Below are 18215 nucleotides of genomic sequence, written 5' to 3' on the forward strand. Positions count from 1 at the left end.
TTGACGGATCTACCCGAGGAGTGCCGCCACCGCGGCCAGGGTGGCCAGCGACAGCGTCGTGGTCACCAGCACCGCCCGGTTGGCCACCGTTTCGCCGACGCCGTACTCCTGGGCGAAGATGAACGTGTTCTGCGCTGTCGGTAGGCCCGCGCACACCACCACGGCGAGCAGCTGTGGTGCGGACAGGTGCAGGGCCAGCCCGGCCGCGTACGCGACAAGGGGCTGTGCGACGAGTTTCAGCCCGGTGATCATCGCCAACTCGGCCGACCCGGCCGGCTCCGCCCGCGACGGCGCTGCGCGGTGCAGCGACGCACCGAGCGCGACCAGGGCGGCCGGTACGGCGGCACCCGACAGCAGGGCGAGCGACGCGCCGACGGCCGACGGCGGACGCAGGCCGGCAGCCGAGCACGCGACACCGAGCAGGGACGCCAGGATCACCGGGTTGCGTACCGGCAGGAAAGCGATACGGCGGACCCGCACCCGCCCAGCCGGGTCGCTGTGCCGGTCCAGGGCGACCAGGATCACCGGCGTCACCACCAGCACCTGCAGCAACACCACCTCCGCCAGGAACGACACGTTGCCAAGAACCTGCGTGGCGATCGGGATGCCGAGGTTCGCCGAGTTCACGTACCCGGCGGCCATACCCCGGATCGGCCGTTCACCGGGCTCGCGATCGAAGAGCCAGCTCGCGCCCGCCCACCCCAAACCGACGACCGTGGCCGTGCTCACCCCAAAGGCGAGCAACGAGCGGCCGGCGAACCCAGAGAGCGGCATTCGGGACAGGGTCAGGAACAGCGCCGACGGCATCGCAAGGTGGAACACGAACCGGCCGAGCACCGAGGCCCCCGCCTCGCCCAGCAAGCCCCAACGACAGGCCGCGTAGCCCAGCGAGGTAAGAACCCAGATCGGCACGAACGCCGACACCAATCTCACCCGGGCCTCCCCGGCGGGCCGGCGAAACGCCGGCCCAGGAACTGGCGAACGACCGGGGCGTACGAAAGATCGTGTCCGTGTTCGACGCTCATCAGCCCGCCAGTCGACGAAGGCACGCGCAACCCTCAAGATCCTAACGGTAACGACCAGGGGGGATGGCGTCCTGCGCCACGCGTGACACGCCCCGAGGCCGACGAACCATGCCGAGACGTCTGCTTGTGCCGCAGATCGCGCGACGCACGCTGCGCTCGCCACGCAACGAGGATCCGGTGTGCCGGGCCCCGCACCGAGCGTCGTGCCCGGGACGGGCGCTCACTCCAGGGTGCTCCGGTTGCCGTCGGGTTCGAACCGGTCGGTCCGGGGGAGCACCCGGCGACGGTTCCAGCTGGCGAGCGAATTCAACCCCAGGGCGTACGCGGCGGCGCTCACCAGCAGGGCCGCGCTGGCGCCGCGTCCCCAGTCGCCCACTGTCACGGGCGGTACGGCCCAGACATCCGTCGACAGTCCGGCCAGTGCGATCGCCGTGCCGGCCGCGATCGGTGGGACGGTCCACAGCAGCGCGTACGGCGCCGCGAACCGGTCGTCCTGCAGCAGTCCCGTCATGGTGGCGACGAACCAGCCGAGTAGGAGCAGGAGCACGAGCGGCCAGCGCGTCGCGGGTCGCCGCAGACGCTCCCCGAGCAGCGCGCCGAGGCCGACGCCGGCAGCGGCGTAGAGCGGGTAGGCGGCCACCTCGGACAGGAGGACCCGCACCAGGATCGGGTCGTCGAGTGCCGGGGTCGTGAAGGATCCGACCTCGCGGCCCCGGGCGAGCGGGTACGCGGCCGCGACGGCCACCCCGGCCAGGAGCACCGAGAGCGGGACCGCCACCGCCAGCGCCCTCGCCTGTGCGTACCGGGCGGCGAGGGCGGTGCCGGCCAGCAACGCCAGGACCTGCCCGCAGAGGAGCCCGGAGGTGTAGCGGAAGATGCGCGTGGCGTGCATCAGCTCGTGCTGCTGCGCCTCACCCTGCGCGTCGTTGTTGACGAAGAAGCCGTAGAACGCGTCGTTGAACGGCATGGCCACGAGCACGAGCAGCACCATCGCCGGCACCGACCAAACCGTCGGGTGCGTCAGGCTGCGCCGTAGCGCCGGCAGACGACGGCTTGCCATCCCCGGACGCATCCGGCAAGCCTGCCCGCCCCGCCCACGGTCGGGCAAGGCGATCGCCACCGGACCGTACCGACTCTCGGTGTGCGGTGGTGGCTGCCGGTCGCGGACGGCGGCTCACCGCTGCCGTCGGTGGTGTGTCCATCGCGCAGTGCAGGAGGCGGCTGGTCGGGGCTGTGGCGAGCGTAGCCGGGAGAAGAACGCCGACAGTAGGAAGACCGCGAAAATCAACAGGTTGAGGATCCACCGGGGGTCGTCGAGATGCAGCGCTGCGGTGAACTGGTCCTTCTCCGCCGCGGTCAACGCCGTGGTGGACCGCTCTGCCGCGGCGAAGTCCAGGCGGTCGGGGGCGAACACGAGGTAGGTCCAGATCCGGTGAACGAAGTAGAGCGCGGCCGCGGTGACGAAGAGGATCCGGCGGGTGCCGGGACGCCATCCGAGGACCAGCAGAACCGGGATGATGACGAGTTCGGTGGGGACGTTGGCCGCGATCGCGATGGGAATGCTGGGCAGGAACATCGTCACCATCGTCTCTCCGGTGATCGAGGAGCTTTCCAGCGCGGTTCCCAGCATCATCAGCCCGATCGCGCCACCGAACGCGAACAGTGCCATGGTTACGCAGCCCAGCGCGACGAGGCCGTCCTCCGCCCATGCGCTCAGCGCCGGCCTGCGGCTGATCCAGCGCGAGGCGAGCCAGATGAGGACCGCCCAGCCGGCTCCGATCAGCAGTGCGATCGGCAGTGGGAGGAACTCCATCAGGGACAGACCTTGCACCACGACCGTAAATGCCGCGACGAGGGCGAACGACGCGATCCGATCAATACGCTGCTTCATGCCCCGGGACGCTAGGAAGGACCGCCGGGTAAGGCATCTGCCGATGGGTCTACCGGCGGTTTAAAATGGGTTTAGTCGAGCAGACCGGCTTCGCGGGCGTGGGCAACGGCCTGCAGACGGCTCGCCGCCTCGAGCTTGCGGAAAATGTGGTTGAGGTGCGCCTTCACCGTGCCGGGCGCGACGAAAAGCATCTTGGCGATCTCCGCGTTGGTGTGGCCGGCCGCCAGGTGGTGCAGCACCTCCAGCTCGCGCGAGCTGAGCGTCCCGGCGGGCTTGCGCGGCACGGCGACCGGCGGCGGACCCTGGGCGGCGACGAGTACGGGCAGATCTGCTGGTGCCGTATGGGCCCGAGACGGTGCCGCAGGAACCCAGCGGACGGCCAGCACCGCAATCGCCAGCACGAACGCGCCGAATATCGGGATCACCCACCATTGTCCGCTGCCGTGCTCCACCATCGCGAACGACAGCCCAACGATCACGATCGCCCAGACGTAACAGCTGACCAGCACGGCGGCGATGGACAGGCGCCTGCGGATGGACGGTGATCGGAGCCAGGTGGTGACGTGCATCGGCAACTCCCCGAGGTCAGGAACCGCGTCGAGCCTAGCCTGGGAACTCCTGCTTCTCGCCGTGCTCCACCTTGAGGTTGCGGTGGCCGGTCACCGCTACCGATCTGCCACAGATCAGAACCTCAGGTCGGGCCCCTGGCTCCTGACGATGCGTCAAGGGTGCGCGCTCATGCCGCCTCAGCCCGTAGGCGGACCGCGTACCGTCGCCGCCGGTAGCAGAGCCTTGCTCGGCGCGGACGTTCGGTTCTGCCGATGAGCGGATGTCCCGCAGCTCGTTGAAAATGTCATGATCGGCGGTAATGAGCAGCAGGGATCATTCTGATTTCGTTCTCGGTGAGGCGCGTCGTCACCACCTGACGCAGGTGAACGGTGTGCTTCGTCGCCCTGGGATGTACGGCAGGGACGAGGTGGCTGAACGGCTTCTGCTGGAGGCGATGGCCGCCGTGGACGGGAGCCTGACGCGGTGGCGGGCGGAGTGCGAGGGACTACGCGACCGCGACGCGTTCACTGCGACGGGCGTCATGGGCGCTTACAGCACGATCCTGCCGGCAGATGCCGTGCGGGATGCCGCGTCCTCCGTCTACGCCGAGATCGCTCATCGCCTCGGCTGGCTCGAGCTGGATCGTGCGCTGTCCGAGGCGGAGTATCAGCAGCTGAGTGCCAACATCAGCTACGCGGCGACGCTGGTCGTTTCCCTGGTGATCGGTGCGTTGACGCACGTGCTGTGGGACTCGTTCACGCACGACGGGATGTGGGGCGCCGTCCACATCGGCTGGTTGGCGGAAACGCACCTCGGCACGCCGGGCTATCGCTGGATACAGCGTATGAGCACCGTCGTCGGAGCCCTCGTGGTCGTGGTCTGGCTGCTCCGGTGGTGGCGAAGGCAGTCGCCGGTGCCTGAGCAGCGGCCGGCCGCCAATCGGGTACTCATGGTGGCCGCCTGGCTGACCATCGGGCTCGCCGCCGTCGGCGGTGCCGCCCTGGCCGCCGCCCAGGACGTGACCCCGCAGCGAATGGTGTTCCTCGCCGTCACCCAGGCAGGCGGCGCCGGTCTAACGGCCGCGATCGTCCTCGCCGCAGGCTACGCCGTCCTGGCCCGGCACGACCAACCAACCCGATGACCGACCAGAAGCTCAGCCACTGAACCGGAGGGCTCACCCGGTAACGCCTTCAGCAACGACACCCGCTTCTGCCGCCGAGGGCACTGCGTGGTTGCTGCCTGAGCCGTATCGTCGATTTATGGATGGTGCCGGGGAGTCGTTGGATGTCGACGATGTGCTTGTGGTGATCGAGCATCCGTTCGGCGAGGTAGAGGCTTCCTTGGCGGAGTGGATCGCGACCGGCCCGGGCCCGCGTCGCTTCGTTCGACCGGTGCGGGCGCGTTCTCGGTCGACCGGGCGGCGTCTGCCGTTGTCGGTGATCCCCCTGCAGTACCGCAACAACGCACAGTCCCGACGCGCGATCGCCGCCGGGCGCCTCGACGATCCTTGGCCGGGCGCCACAGGCTAGCCGACAGCAACGACCGGCATCGGTCCGCCATGGAGGTCGCCGAGACGCACTCTTCTGCCGCTGTCCGCTCACAAAGGGCTCGGGGAACACCTCGCCATTGGCGAGGCGTCCCCCGGACTCGGCCCGGCTCGAGCGGGCTGCCACCCTCTCCTGCGGGATCGCGGGGGCGGTCATCCGGAGCCACCGCACCTTGGGCGAGGACGGGAAGAGCTTAGGGGCGCCGATGACGCACGCACATGCCACCGACCGCGCGTTACAGAACGTGACTTAGGACGGCAGCATCCAGCGGGATCGTGGCGTTGAGGGCGCACGTCGTCCTGCGGTTGTCATAGGCGTGGTCGTGCGCGCCGTCCAGTGGTGCGGACGGCGCGCACGGTGCGGGATCGACGATCAGAACGTTCCGGCGCTGATGTCGGCCACCGTCACGCGGGAGACCGTGAAGGTTCCCGCGAAGGAGGTTCCTGTCTCCGCGGAGGTCACCTTGGACGTGACAGGTACCCCGGTCTGAGCGTTGATGGTCAGCACGTGTCGGGTGTCGTCTCCGAACACCCTCGCGGTGATGGTCAGGGTGGGCTGCCCGCCGGTCGTCGAATCCACGACGGTGACATCGGGGATGGTGGAGATCAGGCGGAGCACGCCGGCCCGTACCTTCGGGTCGCCTCCCCCTGCGGAGAGCACGTCGACGCTGTTGACCCAGAGGTGGTTGGCCGCGATCTTCTCCCGATCCTCATCGGTAAGCGGCGCCGGGTTTGTGACCCCCTTCTGCCGAAGGATCTCCGTTCGGTCCTGCTCGGCGTCGGTAGGGGGCTTTCCCTCGTCGTACACGGAGTTGATCATCTGTTCCCGGGCTTTGGCCAGGTCACCGGCTGCCGCGTACCGCGCCGCCGCCACCCCTCGGGTGTGGAAGCCGTTGCCGAGGTTCTCGCCACGAGCGATCACCCGTGGGAGTTCGTCCCTGGCCTCCGTGTAGTAGTACTCCCCGCTGTCGGTGTACAGGTGGTAGCGGGTACGAGATGGGACGGTGCCCCGACGGACATCGACCTTTTCGACGATCAGCGAGGCGTCGCCCGGCAGCGGAGCGTCGTCCGCGGTGAGGTTGGTTGCCAGGGACACGAGCCTGGTGTTGCCGGCCGATGCCGGGGAGGCGGCCCCGGCCTGACTGTCCGGGACGGTCGGAGCCGGGGCCGTGCCGGCTCCCGTGGCCATCGGCAGTGCCAGCGCGAGCGCTGCCACGGCCGCGACGCCACCGCCGGCGGCCAGGCCGAGCGCGTGGCGCTTGCGCCGCCGGGCTCGGCCGCGCTGCTCGATCGCCTCGACCGGGCGATCCATCTGTACGTCGGAAAGGGTCTGTTTCACCGCGTCCCACACCTCATCGTCGTTCATGGTCGAATCTCCTAACGGGCTGCGGGCGCGAGCTGCGCCCGCAGGGTTGCGGTGGCACGGGACAGATGGACGGCTACGGTTTGGGCGGAGATGCCCAACACCGCAGCCACGGACCTGGTGTCCAGGTCGAGCCAGATACGTAACACGACCACCTCACGCTGCCGCTGCGGCAGCCGGCGAACGGCGGCCAGCAGGGCGTCGTCCATGCCGAGGTCGTCCTCGATGAGGGACGGCCGCTCATGCCCGTCGAGGGCCACCTCCCGCCGGCGTCGCCGCCACCAGGACACCCGGATGTTGAGGGCGGTGCGCACCACCCATGCCGCCGGTGCCGGATGGTGGCTCAGCTTTGGCCAGGAGGCCCAGGCTCGCGCGAACGCCTCAGCGACCAGATCCTCAGCCAGCGCGCGATCGCCCGTACCAGCTAGTACGGCACGCAGGCAGTTGTCCCGGAAGCGCTGATAGAAGTCCGCGAAGTCCTTCCGTTCTCGTTCCACACGGGGTTCACGCACAAGCGACCCGATCCATTTACCCCCGCACGGAAGATCTTCCGTGGATCATGAGGATGGCGGTGACAAATGTGTTGAACCCTACGCGAACTCACCGCCGGAGTAGTCATCAGCCGGTCTCGGCGAGCAGCTGTTCGGAAACCTCTGCCCCGATTCACCGCGGCCGTTTGTCCTCGACGTGTACGACGTCAAGCTCATGGCCGTCCTGGTTCCGCTTTGTGCGTCCGTACAGACCAACGGCCAGATCGCTGTTGTCCGAGACCTCGTCGGGCCCTACGTAGGTCAACACGTCGTTGTGGTGGCTGGAAACCACCCATCCGGGACCAGGATCGAGGGTGATGGTACTGAAGTCTCCGGCAGGTGAGCCGGCGTGGACGGGGCCGTACTCGCGCAGGATGTCGACGGCCCGGGCGGCGAGGTCAACGCTGGGTCCGGGGTTTGGTAGTACGACGCACGTGCCGTGGGCGAACGCGACCCAGGACTTTCCGTCGCCTCGGATGATGCGACGCCAGGTTCCGGCCAGATCTTGCTCGGACATGACGATGATCATCCCTGAGTTGACGCACCGGCGCTACCGCCAGGGTGCCCGGCGGACACCTCCGTCCGGACGGCAGTGGTCCCGGCGCGCTAACGGATGAGGCAGAACGGGTGGCCGGCCGGGTCTGTGAAGACTCTGAAGCGTTCACCGCCGGCTCTGAGCCGGCGGGCGCCCAACTCCACTGCCCTGGTCTCGCCTGCGTCGAGATCGTCGACGAGGAGGTCGAGATGGGCTTGCTGTGGGTACGCCGGATCCGGCCAGCGGGGCGGGTTGTAGTCGCTGATCCGCTGGAACATCAGGCTCTTACCGTCACCGGCGACGAGCGCGCCCTCGGGGCCGTCGTAGGTGACCTCCATACCGGTGAGGCTGGCGTAGAAGCGGGCCAGCGCTGACGCGTCGGGGGCGTCGATCGTCACCGCGAACAGCCTCATCACCGGCCCGACGCCGTCCGCCTGGCAGAGATCGAACGGATGACCGGCCGGGTCGGCCAGGGTGATCCAGCTAGGACCGTCGGTCAACCGGACCGCACCGAGGGCGACGGCCCGTTCGGCCTGCGCCTGGGGATCGTCGGTCTGCAGGTCCAGGTGGAACTGTTGCGGGCGTTCCTGCCCAGGCCACCGCGGCCCGACATGGTCAGGTGCGCGCTGAAATTCGATCTCCTGACCGTCCGGAGTCCGAATGCCGAACCGGTCAGGATCCTGACGGACGATGTCCCAGCCGGCCAACTCGGCATAGAACAAGCCGACCATGGCGATATCCGCAGCGTCGAAGATGGCCAGGTCCAGGCGAGCTGTCACGGTCATGGCCACATCGTGCCCCAGCCCACCGACACGATCCGCAGGACTGCCCGTGCGCCTCATCGAATTGAGTGTCAATCCGCCAGTGGTGCCGGCGACGGCGACCCTACGAGGCCGGCCGACTTTGATGTTGTGCACCGGTTTGTCGGTGGTCCGTCGGACGGTGTGGATGCCGTAGGAAGGTGGTTACCGCCTGTCGGAAGTCGTGCGGGTTCTCGACCCAGGGCAGGTGGCCGGAGCCGGCGAGGCTCACCCGTCGACTGTTTGGCAGCGCTTCGTGCAGTGTGTCGACGGCCCAGCGGGGACGGATGTCCTCGGTGCCGTCGATGATCAGTACGGGTAGGTCGAGCGTTCGGCACCGCACGATCAGGTCGGAGTCCTTGAGTTCGTGCTTGACCTCGGCGTTGAGGGCCTGGTTGCAGTCCTGGTTGATGCCCAGCCATGGGGTGGCCATGTGTTCGGCGTGCCGCAGGGCGGTGGACTGGTCGGCGAAGTCGGCCGACCATTGCAGTACCGCCCGTTCGCGTTGTTGCGCGGGCGTGCGGGCGTGGACGCCGAGCGCCTCCCAGCGGTCCAGGTGGTGTCCGAGGCGCTGTCTCAGGTTCCGTTCGTAGTGCGGGTGCCAGCGGCGTTCGGGGTCGATGCCGGTTCCGGACACGTAGATCAGGTGGCTGACCCGGTCGGGGTGCTCGATGGCGTACCGCAACGCCAGGTGCGCACCCCACGAGTGGCCCAGCAGCGCCATGCCCGGTCCGGCCAGTTGGTCGCGTACCGCGTCGAGGTCGGCGACGAAACGGGCCACGCTGTACGGTCCGCGCCGCTGCGAGCGTCCGCAGCCGCGTTGGTCCCAGCGGATGGTGTGGGCATACTCGTCGAGCAGTCGGGCGACCGGGGCGAGGTAGTCCCACAGACCCGGACCGCCGTGACAGAGCACCAGCGGCGACCCGACGCCGGACTGATCGGCCCACAGGTGGCAGTTGTCGTCGCTGCGCACGTCCAGGCCCATGGCGACAGTATCGCGGCCTGTGCCGGACCGAATCCCAAGACGTCGGCGGTCCGACAGCCGATGGTCCAGCTGGCGTCGGCGGTAGTCGGTGGCCACGGCGATGACGAGCGGACCCCAGGCGAGCAGCGGGGCGTAGTACCGGAGCATCTCCCAGCCGGGAGCGGGATGGTACGGCTCCTCCCGGCCCGTCCCGAGTGCGCCCGGGGGTACGAAGTTGAACATCTGGTTCAGTACGAAGTAGCCGCAGATGGCGACCAGCAACCAGCCGCCGGTCAGGGCGGCGACCACGACGGGGCGCGCCGGGATCCACCGGCCGCCGAGCACGGGTACCCAATGGGGCACCCGTTGTCCCCAGCGGTGCACCAGCCCGAGCGTCGCCAGCGCCAGCCCCGTCGACAGCGCGGACAAGAAGATCATGTACCACGTGGTGACGGTCTCGTCCGTGATCAGCAGGGACAGCCGCCAGAGCGCGGACGGCAGGACGCAGAGCGGGACGGCGTAGGCAGCCCAGACCGCCCACGGTGACGGTGCGGCGGCCCAGCCGCGGCCGGGTTCAGTGGTACGCATGACCATGCCGATCGGTCGGCGGGATGGGGAACTGTGACGGACTCCCTGTCAGGCCGGTGGCGAGGGTGTAGCCGGCGGGGATCACCGCCAGGAGCCGGTGAACCGTCGCCCAGCCGCCAGCGGTCGGGTGGCGGGCAGGGACGCGGACCGCACGCCCGATCAGCACCGCGAGGGCGGCACCGACTCCCACCGCTCCCGACCCCGCCCATGTGGGCAGCGTCGCGCACGCCAGCGCCCACGCGCGGATCCGGGCGACAGATGTCGCTGTCACCGCCCGGGCTGGCAGTACCGTCAGTCATCAACCAAGGGTCTCCGGTGACGTACGGGCTCTCCTCCCCGGCAACGGTGAATGCGCTCCCTCGGCCGGGGGAGCGGCCCTCCGGTGTCCCGTTGCGCCTCCCGGAGGCCTCCTGCGACCCGGCCGACCAGAAGCGGCCGGCAGCAATCGAGACTCGGGATCAATTCGGGCCGATCGGTCAGGGCCGCTGTTCGGTCGACGGGGTGATCAGCTCATCTGCGGCCCAACGCGCAACGCCGGCGGGGAAGGGTGCCGGCAGGGCGAGCACGATGTGCTCGAAACCAGCATCGCTTGGCATGGGGCTGTTCCTCCTTTCGGCGGAGCCTTGACGGTTTGGCCGTGGCGGGTCAGCGGCAGACGGTCGCGCGGGCGCACGCCCGTCTGCCGGCTGGTCGCTGCCATTGGGAGTGGTCAGCGGCGGCGCAGCGCCGGCTCGAGCAGAGCGGGCGGGGTGTCGTTCTTCTCCTGAGCGGCGAGGTCGATGCCGGGAGCCACGATCGCGTCGATCGCGTCGAGGATGTCGGCCGAGAGCACCGTGTCCGCCGCGGCGAGCTGCGAGCCGAGGTGGTCCATCGTGCGGGGGCCGATGATCGCGCTGGTCACGCCCGGATGCGCGGTGACGAAGCCGAGCGCGAGCTGGATCATGCTGAGGCCGGCCTCGTCGGCGACTGTGGCGAGTTGTTCGACGGCGTCGAGCTTGGCGCGGTTGGCGGGGATGCTGACGTCGAAGCGCTGTTGCATGAAGCTGGAGCGGTTCGTGCTGATTTCCTGGCCGGCGCGGATCGCGCCGGACAGCCAGCCCGATGCCAGCGGGCTCCAGGCGAGCACGCCCATGCCGTACTCCTGTGTCACGGGCAGCACGTGGGTCTCGATGCCACGCTGCAGGATCGAGTAGTTCGGCTGCTCGGTCACGTACCGGCTCAGACGTCCCTCGCGGGCGGCCCACTGCGCCTGCACGATGCGGTAGGCGGGGAAGGTCGAGGAGCCGAAGTAGCGGATCTTGCCGGCGCGCTGCAGGTCCGTCAGCGCCGACAGCGTCTCGTCGTCGCTGGTCGTCGGATCCCACCGGTGCATCTGGTAGAGGTCGACGTGGTCGACGCCGAGGCGGCGCAGACTGTTCTCCAGTGCGGTGACCAGCCAGCGGCGGGAGCCGCCCCGCTGGTTGGGGCCGTCGCCCATCGGCAGGGTCGCCTTGGTGGCCAGGACGACGTCGTCGCGGCGGCCGGCGATGGCCTTGCCGACCATCTCCTCGGACTGGCCGCCGCTGTACGCGTCGGCGGTGTCGATGAGGTTGATCCCCGCATCGAGTGCCGCGTCGACGATGGCGGTGGCGTCGTCGACGGTGGTGTTGCCGATCTTGCCGAAGTTCATTGCGCCGAGTACGAGGGTGCTGACCTGCACACCAGTGCGACCCAAGGGGCGGTACCGCATGACTGTTCTCCTCACAGACGTCCGGCGGTGTTGGTTTGGTGGCAGCCCGCCCGGTTCATTATGCTGAGCAAGCGGAGCGGCGTTCCGGTAAACACGATACGGAACAACGTTCCGGATGCCAAACGAGGTGACGGAGGTAACTCGACGTGGCCGATGCCGACAGCGGCTCGGAGCAACCGGTCCCGCGCAAGCGGGCCGACGCCCGGCGCAACGAGAGGGCCCTGCTCGACGCCGCCGCCGCGGCGTTCGTCACCTCCGGCGTCGACGTCCCCGTGCGGGACATCGCCGCGCGGGCGGGCGTCGGCGTGGGCACGATCTACCGCCACTTCCCCAGCCGGGCCGACCTCATCGTCGCCGTCTACCGGCACCAGATCGAGGCGTGCGCCGAGGCGGGGCCGGCCCTACTGGCCGACAGCGACACACCGCACGCCGCCCTGGCGCAGTGGATCGACCTGTTCGTCGACTTCCTGGTCACCAAGCACGGCCTCGCCGCCGCGCTCCAGTCCGACGACGCCGCCTTCCAGACCCTGCACGCCTACTTCCTCGACCGGCTCGTCCCGGTCTGCGACAAACTCCTCGACGCCGCTGTCGCCGCCAACGAGATCCGCCCCGACATGGACGCCTACGGACTGCTACGCGGCGTCGGCAATCTCTGCATCGGCGCGGGCAACGACCCTCGATACGACGCACGCCGCCTGGTCGACCTCCTCGTCGCCGGGCTTCGCGTCCGCTAGCTTGATCCGGTAGGCCGCGAACCGGCGGCGGGGAAAGCTGCCGCCGTCACGTCGCGCAGGACTTGCCGACGGGTACCCCGAGCAGCCGGGCGGCCAGGTGCAGCCGCTCCGCACGGACGTCCCGCAGCGGCGGGAGCAGCAGTGTGGTCATCCCGACCTCGACGGCACCGCCGTCGTAGCCATGCCGGTCGCCGACCATCAGGGTTCGCTCGGGCGGAACGCCGATTTCGTCGGCGGCGCGCCGGAAGATCGCTGGATCCGGCTTCTGGACCCCGTGCTCGTACGAGAGCACGAAGGCGGAGACGACGTCGGCGATGCCGGCGGCGGCGAAGGCCGGGCGCAGGTCGAAGTGAATGTCACTGACCACTCCGATCGGCAAACCATGCTCGGCGATCCCCCGGAGCACCGGTACCGCGTCCACCGCGAACGGGTTGTGGGTGGCGTCGGACTCCACCGAGTACAGCGCCTCGGACAGGGCGGGATCGAGCCCCGCGTCTGCGAAGACCCGGTGGTACGTGTCGCGATGAAAAACGGCGTCGCAGTCGAGCCCCGGCGGATCCAGCCGGTTCGGTTCTCCCGCCGCGCCGACGATTGCCGCCATGATCCGGCGTACGACGACCGTGTGGTCATCGCGACCCAGCTGCCGCAGCGCCGTACGCACCCAGTCCTCGTAGCCCAGTGTGGTGACGAGGGTGCCCCGCCAGTCGAATAGCACCGCCCCGAAGTCCGTCACGCCTCCGCCTTCGCTGCGGCGCACACCGGGCTGGCCGGCCGCTGCGGCGTCATCACGGCGACCGCCGACGGGGTCTGCGCCGGCCCCGCCGTCGACGCTGTCCCCGATGAGCACCATACGACCCGGGTCAACGCCCAGTCTTTCGAGATGACGCCTCAAATGCGGGGCCTCTCGGGTCGGCTCCGACCCGGCCGTGCCGTCCATACGGGCGAATTACCCGTACGCGCCGTGGAGGCACCGATCGAGCCGTTCCTGTTCCTGCTCCGTCAGCGTCCGCCCGGCGAGCAGGTCGTAGCACGATCTGCTCGGATATACCGTGCTCGTGGCCGTGGAACGGCAGCACGGGCCTGATCCACTGGGCGTACGCGACGGCGCGGGCCGCTACAGAAATCACGCGTCGATGGTAGGCAGTCCGGGTGCCCTTCCGCTGTCCCGCCATAGTAGGCGGGAGCCACGGCCCCCGCGAGTGAGGACACGACGAGGCTCAGGACGATCGCGTACGCGCTGCCCCGGCCGTAGTGCCGTGCGCCGCCGCGGCCCGCGTAGTAGATGCGCGCGCTGTGTGCGTGGTGGGGTGGCACGTAGCTCGGGGTGTGCATGCCGCCCGCGTCCCACGCCCCTTTGGGCGGGTCGGTGCTGATCGGACGCCGGTCGAGCACCCAGCCGGCCTGCTCTGGTCCGGTGTTGGCGGGCAGGCGTGCCTGGTAGAGCCGGTTACGGAAACTGGTGGAGAACCCGCCGATGAACATGACCCAGCGGCCGTCGATCAGATGGACGTCGGGGTCGCTCAGCCCGAGGAGCCCGCTCGGCATTTTGGTACCGAGCATGTCCCAGATCGGTTGCCCGGTGACCAGAGCCGGCGCAAATGCCATGGCAGACTCCTCAGTGAGCGCGCCTCAGCGCGGACTCCCCTGAGCGCCAGGTAGGTCACCGTGAGCCTGTCGGTCTGCGCGACGCGACGCACCATGCCGGCTCGTTCGCACCCGGCTCGCTGACCCCGACGCCAGTGCGGTCAGCTGGCAGCGACACGAACGGCTCGCGGCCCGGACATCGACGACCGACCCGCCGTCGTCAACAGCGTCCTGCGGCGTTTCCTTCTGTTCAGCTCCGCGTTCTGAGGTAGGTTCGCCGCCGCGACCGCCGAGGACGGGGAGGGGCAGCGGAGGATGGACGCCGGTACGGAGGAACTGCGGGACGCGCACAATGTGTTGTCGGAGTGGTATGCGGAGAACCTGGTCGGGGTGCTGGAGAGCATGCCGGTCGAGCGGACGATGCTGGACCTGTTCGCCGAGCTGACCTTGACGGTGGGTGTGGAGGTCGCGGACGTGGGCTGCGGCACCGGACGACTCCTTCCGTACCTCGCGGGCCGGGGCCTGTCGCCGTGCGGGGTGGATCTGTCGTCCGGGATGGTGGAGGTGGCGCGGCGGGAGCATCCGGGTTTCGGGTACGCGGTCGCGGATCTGCGGGAACTGCCGTTCGGGGACGCGTCGCTGGCCGGGGTGGTGTGCTGGTATTCGTTGATCTTCCTGGCGCCGGACGCCCGGGTACGGGCGTTCGCCGAGCTGGCCCGGGTCGTGCGGCCGGGCGGCTACCTGGTGGCGGCGTTCAAGCACGGCGACGGGACGGGGCATCGTAACGCTCCCGGTAGCCGCGTCGGCAGTCTCGGCGTCGACTTCGATCGGTACTGGCTCTCGGCCGGCGAGATGGAGGACCGGTTCTCCGCGGCCGGGTTCGCCCTGGTCTTCCAGGGCAGCACTCCGCCCGAGGAGGCAGAGCCGCCGTACGGGTACATGCTGGTCCGCAAGACCGGCTCCAGGGCCGCGTAGTGCGGGGATTCGCCGCGAGTCGGGTTGGAGGCAACGGCTGAGGGAAGGATCAGCCGGGAACCGTGCACAAGCCGAGCCCTCCTGGTCGACCTCGACGCACCCGATGCCGTGACCGTGTACCTGTACGCCAGGGCGTTCCAGTTCCCGCCGAAGTAGCTGGGGAACCGGTCAGATCGTGTGCCGGACGATGGGGGGCGTCACGCCGCTGATGCTGCCGGTCTCAGGCGTATCGCTCGACGAGCGCGTTGCCGATCGAGGCCAGGTGGTCGCGCACAGCCGGCGGGCCGGTGACGTCGATCCATTCGACGAGCCCGGCAAGCTCGCCGGCGAGGGTGTGTTCGTCGTTGCCGCGGATCACGACCTCGATGCGGCCGTCGGTCGTGGCGCCTCCGACTTCGAGCCGACCGCCGAATCCGATCCGGAGTATGCCTATCGCCTGGGGCGCGCACACCGCCCGGGCTTCGAGAGGTGTTCGTTTGCGGTCGACGTCGTCGGCGATCGCGCGCCAACTCTCGGCGAGGTCGAAGTCCTCCGGCCGGTGCACCGGGTCGCCGGTCGGGTCGGCGGATGACACGCGGTCGATCCGGAAGGTCCGCCGACCGGCCTCGGCGTTGGCGACGAGGTACCACGACGGGCCTTTGGCGACGATGCCCAGCGGGTGGACGGTTCGCACGGTACCGGTGCCTTCCCGGTCGACGTAGCCGAGCCGGACCTGGACGCCGCGGATCACCGCGTCCTGGAGCGCGTCGAGGAAGCGGGGTGGTCGGGGCTCGATCCGGCTCGCTCCCCATCGTCGCGGGTCCAGGACGCGCGACGACGCTGCCGCCTCGGCCTGCATCCGGAAGGGTTCCGGTAGGGCGTGGACGAGCTTGCGTAGCGCCGTTTTCACGGCCGGCGTCGCCGCCGAGGCCGGGCCGGCGACCAGGAACAGGGCACGGGCCTCACTCGCGGTCAATCCGGACAGGTCGGTGCGGGCGCCGCCCACGAGGCGCCAGCCGCCGCCCCGGCCCTGGATGGCGTACACCGGCACCCCGGCCATGCCCAGGGCGTCGAGGTCGCGACGGGCGGTGCGTTCGGAGATCTCCAACTCTCGGGCGACCTCCGCTGCGGTCACCTGCTCACGATGTTGCAGCAGCAGGAGGATTGCCATCAACCGGTCGGCTCGCACTCGGACAACTCTCCCAGGGAAACCGGTCAGGAGGTGACCGGTTTCGCCGTGCAGGATGCCGGCATGACTACCGATTTTCCCGAGCCCACCCGAGTTTCGGTCAACGGTGTGGAACTGGAGGTGTTCGAAGCCGGCCGGCGGAACGCGGGGAACCCCGTCGTGCTGTGTCACGGCTGGCCGGAGCACGCCTTCTCCTGGCGCCATCAGATGCCCGCCCTCGCGGCGGCGGGCCACCACGTCATCGTTCCGAACCAGCGGGGTTACGGCAACTCGTCCCGACCGACCGACGTCACCGACTACGACATCGCACACCTGTCGGGTGACCTCGTCGCACTGCTCGATCACTACGGATACGACGATGCCACCTTCGTCGGTCACGACTGGGGCGCGGCCGTCGTGTGGGGCCTGACCCTGTTGCATCCGGACCGGGTCAACAAGGTGATCAACCTGAGCCTGCCGTACCTCGAGCGCGGCGACCGACCCTGGATCGAGTTCATGGAGGAGACGCTCGGTAGCGACTTCTACTTCGTCCACTTCAACCGGCAGCCGGGCGTCGCGGACGCCGTGTTCGAGGAGAACACGTACCAGTTCCTGCGGAACCTGTACCGGAAGGACGTGCCCCCCGCAGAGCCGCGACCGGGCAACGCGTTGATCAACCTTGCCAGGATGGAAACCCCACTCGGTCAACCCATCATGAGCGACAGCGAACTGGCCGTCTTCGTCTCCGCCTTCGAATCAACAGGGTTCACGGGCGGCATCAACTGGTACCGCAACCTGGACCGCAACTGGCGGTTGCTGGCGGACGTGGACCCCGTCATCCGGCAGCCCGCCCTCATGATCTACGGCGACCGCGACACGGTCGCGAGATCTGAAAGACTGCCACAATTCGTGCCGAACGTGGACGTGGTCAGCCTGGACTGCGGTCACTGGATCCAGCAGGAAAAGCCGGAAGAAACGAACCAGATAATCCTCAAGTGGCTGGACCAGCGGGATGTCGTCTAGCGCAGCAGGAGATCTGAACCGCCCCGGACCCTGTGGAGGCTCTACAAGATCCGGGCGGTCCAGGGGCCCGCGCTTCGGCTCAATCTTGCGTGAAGCGGGCACCAAGAAGGTGCCCCAGTGCGGGGCCGAGGATCTCGTGTGCCGGATCGACCTTCAGCCACAGCAACTTGTGGCGGCTGCCGTCACTCATCCTCAGCGCCAGCCGATCCGTCAGGATTCCGCGGTGCAGCCGGGCCTCAGCTACCTCATCGAGTGGGATCACCTTGTTGGTCCGGTGCGCGGACGCGATGTCCCGCAGAGCCAAAGACGACGACGGCACCTCGGGCAGCGGGACGGGGACCGTACGGCCGTCCTTGTTGGCGCGTGTCTCGCGGAGGGTCAGCCGACGTCGGACCAGATGACGTGGCAGCAACCACAGCTCACCATGGATCCAATCGGCCCATCCAGTCGTGCAACTCCTACTGATCAGCCGTGCTGCTTCGTCCACGGTGACACGCTAACGAACCGCGATGGGTAACCTGCCTCGCGTACCGTCACCTCAGTGCGGCACGACGGCGATGACGTCGATCTCCACCAACATGCCGGGCAACGCTAGCGCGGGTACCGGGATCAGGGTCCACGCCGGCTTGCGGTCACCCCACACCCGACCGAACTCCTGTTTCACCACTGTGAACTTCTCCTCGTCGTGATCGACGACGAGCAGGTTGAACTTGGCCACGTCGGACATCGCGGCGCCGGCGGCGGCGAGCACCGTCTGCGTGTTCGTCAGCGCTTGCCTGAGCTGCGTCTCGAAGTGCTCCGACAGGACGCCGTCCTCGGTCTCCCCGCCCTGGCCCGCCGGAAGGACCATCCGCCAGCCCGCCGGGAACACCGCGAGATGCGAATAGGCGTTCGGCCGTGGATCGTAGAGGCCCTTCGGGTTGATGAAGGCGAGCCTGTCGATGTCCCCGCTAAGAACGGCATCGGTCATGTCACTCTCGCCTCTCTGCCCCTACGGTCTCGGACGTCCACCCGCCACCGGCCGACGATAGTTCGGCCAGGGCGGTGAGAATCGCCGACCGCGACTGGAGGCTCGAGACGTACCTGATCGGGTGTGCCTGGCCGCAGAGGTCTCGGGGATTACCCGCTCTGCCGAGCCGACGCGGTTTCCTCCTCGAAGTGGTTCACCTCGGGTGGCTCGGTGGTAGCCGGCTCGGCGTGCCAGCCAGACGGAGCTGCGTGGCATGGTAGGG

The 18215-nt window shown here is 68.9% G+C and carries 20 protein-coding genes; 5 read left to right on the forward strand and 15 right to left on the reverse strand.

Annotation, left to right across the window (positions count from 1 at the left end; all coding sequences use genetic code 11):
* Positions 1–9 precede the first annotated feature (9 nt).
* The 4 genes from V5O40_RS02300 to V5O40_RS02315 form a co-directional block, all read right to left on the reverse strand.
* On the reverse strand, positions 10–933 hold the full coding sequence (locus V5O40_RS02300) for an AEC family transporter (protein ID WP_332903884.1): 924 nt from the start codon (positions 931–933) through the stop codon (positions 10–12).
* Between the two features lie 312 nt (positions 934–1245).
* A complete protein-coding gene (locus V5O40_RS02305; RefSeq protein WP_332903885.1) occupies positions 1246–2025 on the reverse strand; it encodes a hypothetical protein in 780 nt (259 codons plus the stop codon).
* Between the two features lie 174 nt (positions 2026–2199).
* Positions 2200–2916 carry a hypothetical protein gene (locus V5O40_RS02310; RefSeq protein ID WP_332903886.1) on the reverse strand — a complete coding sequence of 239 codons (717 nt, stop codon included), beginning with the start codon at positions 2914–2916 and terminating at the stop codon, positions 2200–2202.
* Between the two features lie 71 nt (positions 2917–2987).
* Positions 2988–3485 carry a response regulator transcription factor gene (locus tag V5O40_RS02315; protein WP_332903887.1) on the reverse strand — a complete coding sequence of 166 codons (498 nt, stop codon included), beginning with the start codon at positions 3483–3485 and terminating at the stop codon, positions 2988–2990.
* Positions 3486–3784: 299 nt separating this feature from the next.
* On the opposite strand from V5O40_RS02315, the gene V5O40_RS02320 reads away from it, so the two are divergent.
* Together V5O40_RS02320 and V5O40_RS02325 are read left to right on the forward strand one after the other, a co-directional pair.
* The gene (locus V5O40_RS02320; RefSeq protein WP_332903888.1) at positions 3785–4606 is read left to right on the forward strand and encodes a DUF4184 family protein; all 822 of its coding nucleotides are present in this window, start codon (positions 3785–3787) and stop codon (positions 4604–4606) included.
* A gap of 118 nt (positions 4607–4724) precedes the next feature.
* Positions 4725–4994, forward strand: a complete 270-nt coding sequence (locus V5O40_RS02325) for a hypothetical protein (RefSeq protein ID WP_332903889.1) — start codon at positions 4725–4727, stop codon at positions 4992–4994.
* A gap of 390 nt (positions 4995–5384) precedes the next feature.
* Here V5O40_RS02325 and V5O40_RS02330 read toward each other — a convergent pair whose 3' ends face one another.
* The 6 genes from V5O40_RS02330 to V5O40_RS02355 form a co-directional block, all read right to left on the reverse strand.
* A complete protein-coding gene (locus V5O40_RS02330) occupies positions 5385–6377 on the reverse strand; it encodes a hypothetical protein (RefSeq protein ID WP_332903890.1) in 993 nt (330 codons plus the stop codon).
* Positions 6378–6388: 11 nt separating this feature from the next.
* A complete protein-coding gene (locus V5O40_RS02335) occupies positions 6389–6871 on the reverse strand; it encodes an RNA polymerase sigma factor (protein WP_332903891.1) in 483 nt (160 codons plus the stop codon).
* Positions 6872–7037: 166 nt separating this feature from the next.
* Positions 7038–7421, reverse strand: a complete 384-nt coding sequence (locus V5O40_RS02340; protein ID WP_332903892.1) for a hypothetical protein — start codon at positions 7419–7421, stop codon at positions 7038–7040.
* 89 nt (positions 7422–7510) lie between these two features.
* A complete protein-coding gene (locus tag V5O40_RS02345; RefSeq protein WP_332903893.1) occupies positions 7511–8356 on the reverse strand; it encodes a VOC family protein in 846 nt (281 codons plus the stop codon).
* Positions 8325–9791: an alpha/beta fold hydrolase gene (locus tag V5O40_RS02350; RefSeq protein ID WP_332903894.1), complete on the reverse strand. Its 1467-nt coding sequence runs from the start codon at positions 9789–9791 to the stop codon at positions 8325–8327. Before V5O40_RS02350 ends, V5O40_RS02345 begins: the two co-directional genes overlap by 32 nt.
* 709 nt (positions 9792–10500) lie before the next feature.
* Positions 10501–11520: an aldo/keto reductase gene (locus V5O40_RS02355; protein ID WP_332903895.1), complete on the reverse strand. Its 1020-nt coding sequence runs from the start codon at positions 11518–11520 to the stop codon at positions 10501–10503.
* A 146-nt stretch (positions 11521–11666) separates the two neighbouring features.
* Between V5O40_RS02355 and V5O40_RS02360 the strand changes: the two genes are divergently transcribed.
* Positions 11667–12254: a TetR/AcrR family transcriptional regulator gene (locus V5O40_RS02360; protein WP_332903896.1), complete on the forward strand. Its 588-nt coding sequence runs from the start codon at positions 11667–11669 to the stop codon at positions 12252–12254.
* A 46-nt stretch (positions 12255–12300) separates the two neighbouring features.
* On the opposite strand, the gene V5O40_RS02365 is transcribed toward V5O40_RS02360, so the two are convergent.
* Both V5O40_RS02365 and V5O40_RS02370 read right to left on the reverse strand, forming a co-directional pair.
* The gene (locus tag V5O40_RS02365) at positions 12301–12987 is read right to left on the reverse strand and encodes an HAD family hydrolase (protein WP_332903897.1); all 687 of its coding nucleotides are present in this window, start codon (positions 12985–12987) and stop codon (positions 12301–12303) included.
* A gap of 266 nt (positions 12988–13253) precedes the next feature.
* Positions 13254–13859, reverse strand: coding sequence for a hypothetical protein (locus V5O40_RS02370; RefSeq protein ID WP_332903898.1), 606 nt, complete (start codon positions 13857–13859; stop codon positions 13254–13256).
* Positions 13860–14153: 294 nt separating this feature from the next.
* Between V5O40_RS02370 and V5O40_RS02375 the strand changes: the two genes are divergently transcribed.
* Positions 14154–14813 carry a class I SAM-dependent methyltransferase gene (locus V5O40_RS02375; protein ID WP_332903899.1) on the forward strand — a complete coding sequence of 220 codons (660 nt, stop codon included), beginning with the start codon at positions 14154–14156 and terminating at the stop codon, positions 14811–14813.
* Positions 14814–15033: 220 nt separating this feature from the next.
* On the opposite strand, the gene V5O40_RS02380 is transcribed toward V5O40_RS02375, so the two are convergent.
* Positions 15034–15981, reverse strand: a complete 948-nt coding sequence (locus V5O40_RS02380; RefSeq protein ID WP_456299384.1) for a helix-turn-helix transcriptional regulator — start codon at positions 15979–15981, stop codon at positions 15034–15036.
* A 63-nt stretch (positions 15982–16044) separates the two neighbouring features.
* Here V5O40_RS02380 and V5O40_RS02385 point away from each other — a divergent pair, with 63 nt between their 5' ends.
* Positions 16045–16983 (forward strand): alpha/beta fold hydrolase, encoded by a 939-nt coding sequence (locus tag V5O40_RS02385; RefSeq protein WP_332903901.1) that lies wholly within the window; start codon positions 16045–16047, stop codon positions 16981–16983.
* A 79-nt stretch (positions 16984–17062) separates the two neighbouring features.
* Here V5O40_RS02385 and V5O40_RS02390 read toward each other — a convergent pair whose 3' ends face one another.
* Both V5O40_RS02390 and V5O40_RS02395 read right to left on the reverse strand, forming a co-directional pair.
* Positions 17063–17470 (reverse strand): hypothetical protein, encoded by a 408-nt coding sequence (locus tag V5O40_RS02390; protein WP_332903902.1) that lies wholly within the window; start codon positions 17468–17470, stop codon positions 17063–17065.
* 51 nt (positions 17471–17521) lie between these two features.
* Positions 17522–17953 (reverse strand): RidA family protein, encoded by a 432-nt coding sequence (locus V5O40_RS02395; RefSeq protein ID WP_332903903.1) that lies wholly within the window; start codon positions 17951–17953, stop codon positions 17522–17524.
* Between the last annotated feature and the right edge of the window lie 262 nt (positions 17954–18215).

The organism is Micromonospora palythoicola (assembly GCF_036689795.1).
In the GTDB taxonomy this organism is placed as follows: Bacteria; Actinomycetota; Actinomycetes; order Mycobacteriales; family Micromonosporaceae; genus Micromonospora; species Micromonospora palythoicola.

Coding starts and splice junctions, on each gene's coding strand:
- V5O40_RS02310 (WP_332903886.1), bottom strand. CDS start 2,916: ATGAAGCAGCGTATTGATCGGATCGCGTCGTTCGCCCTCGTCGCGGCA.
- V5O40_RS02315 (WP_332903887.1), bottom strand. CDS start 3,485: ATGCACGTCACCACCTGGCTCCGATCACCGTCCATCCGCAGGCGCCTG.
- V5O40_RS02320 (WP_332903888.1), top strand. CDS start 3,785: ATGAGCAGCAGGGATCATTCTGATTTCGTTCTCGGTGAGGCGCGTCGT.
- V5O40_RS02325 (WP_332903889.1), top strand. CDS start 4,725: ATGGATGGTGCCGGGGAGTCGTTGGATGTCGACGATGTGCTTGTGGTG.
- V5O40_RS02330 (WP_332903890.1), bottom strand. CDS start 6,377: ATGAACGACGATGAGGTGTGGGACGCGGTGAAACAGACCCTTTCCGAC.
- V5O40_RS02340 (WP_332903892.1), bottom strand. CDS start 7,421: ATGTCCGAGCAAGATCTGGCCGGAACCTGGCGTCGCATCATCCGAGGC.
- V5O40_RS02350 (WP_332903894.1), bottom strand. CDS start 9,791: ATGCGTACCACTGAACCCGGCCGCGGCTGGGCCGCCGCACCGTCACCG.
- V5O40_RS02355 (WP_332903895.1), bottom strand. CDS start 11,520: ATGCGGTACCGCCCCTTGGGTCGCACTGGTGTGCAGGTCAGCACCCTC.
- V5O40_RS02370 (WP_332903898.1), bottom strand. CDS start 13,859: ATGGCATTTGCGCCGGCTCTGGTCACCGGGCAACCGATCTGGGACATG.
- V5O40_RS02375 (WP_332903899.1), top strand. CDS start 14,154: ATGGACGCCGGTACGGAGGAACTGCGGGACGCGCACAATGTGTTGTCG.
- V5O40_RS02385 (WP_332903901.1), top strand. CDS start 16,045: ATGACTACCGATTTTCCCGAGCCCACCCGAGTTTCGGTCAACGGTGTG.
- V5O40_RS02395 (WP_332903903.1), bottom strand. CDS start 17,953: ATGACCGATGCCGTTCTTAGCGGGGACATCGACAGGCTCGCCTTCATC.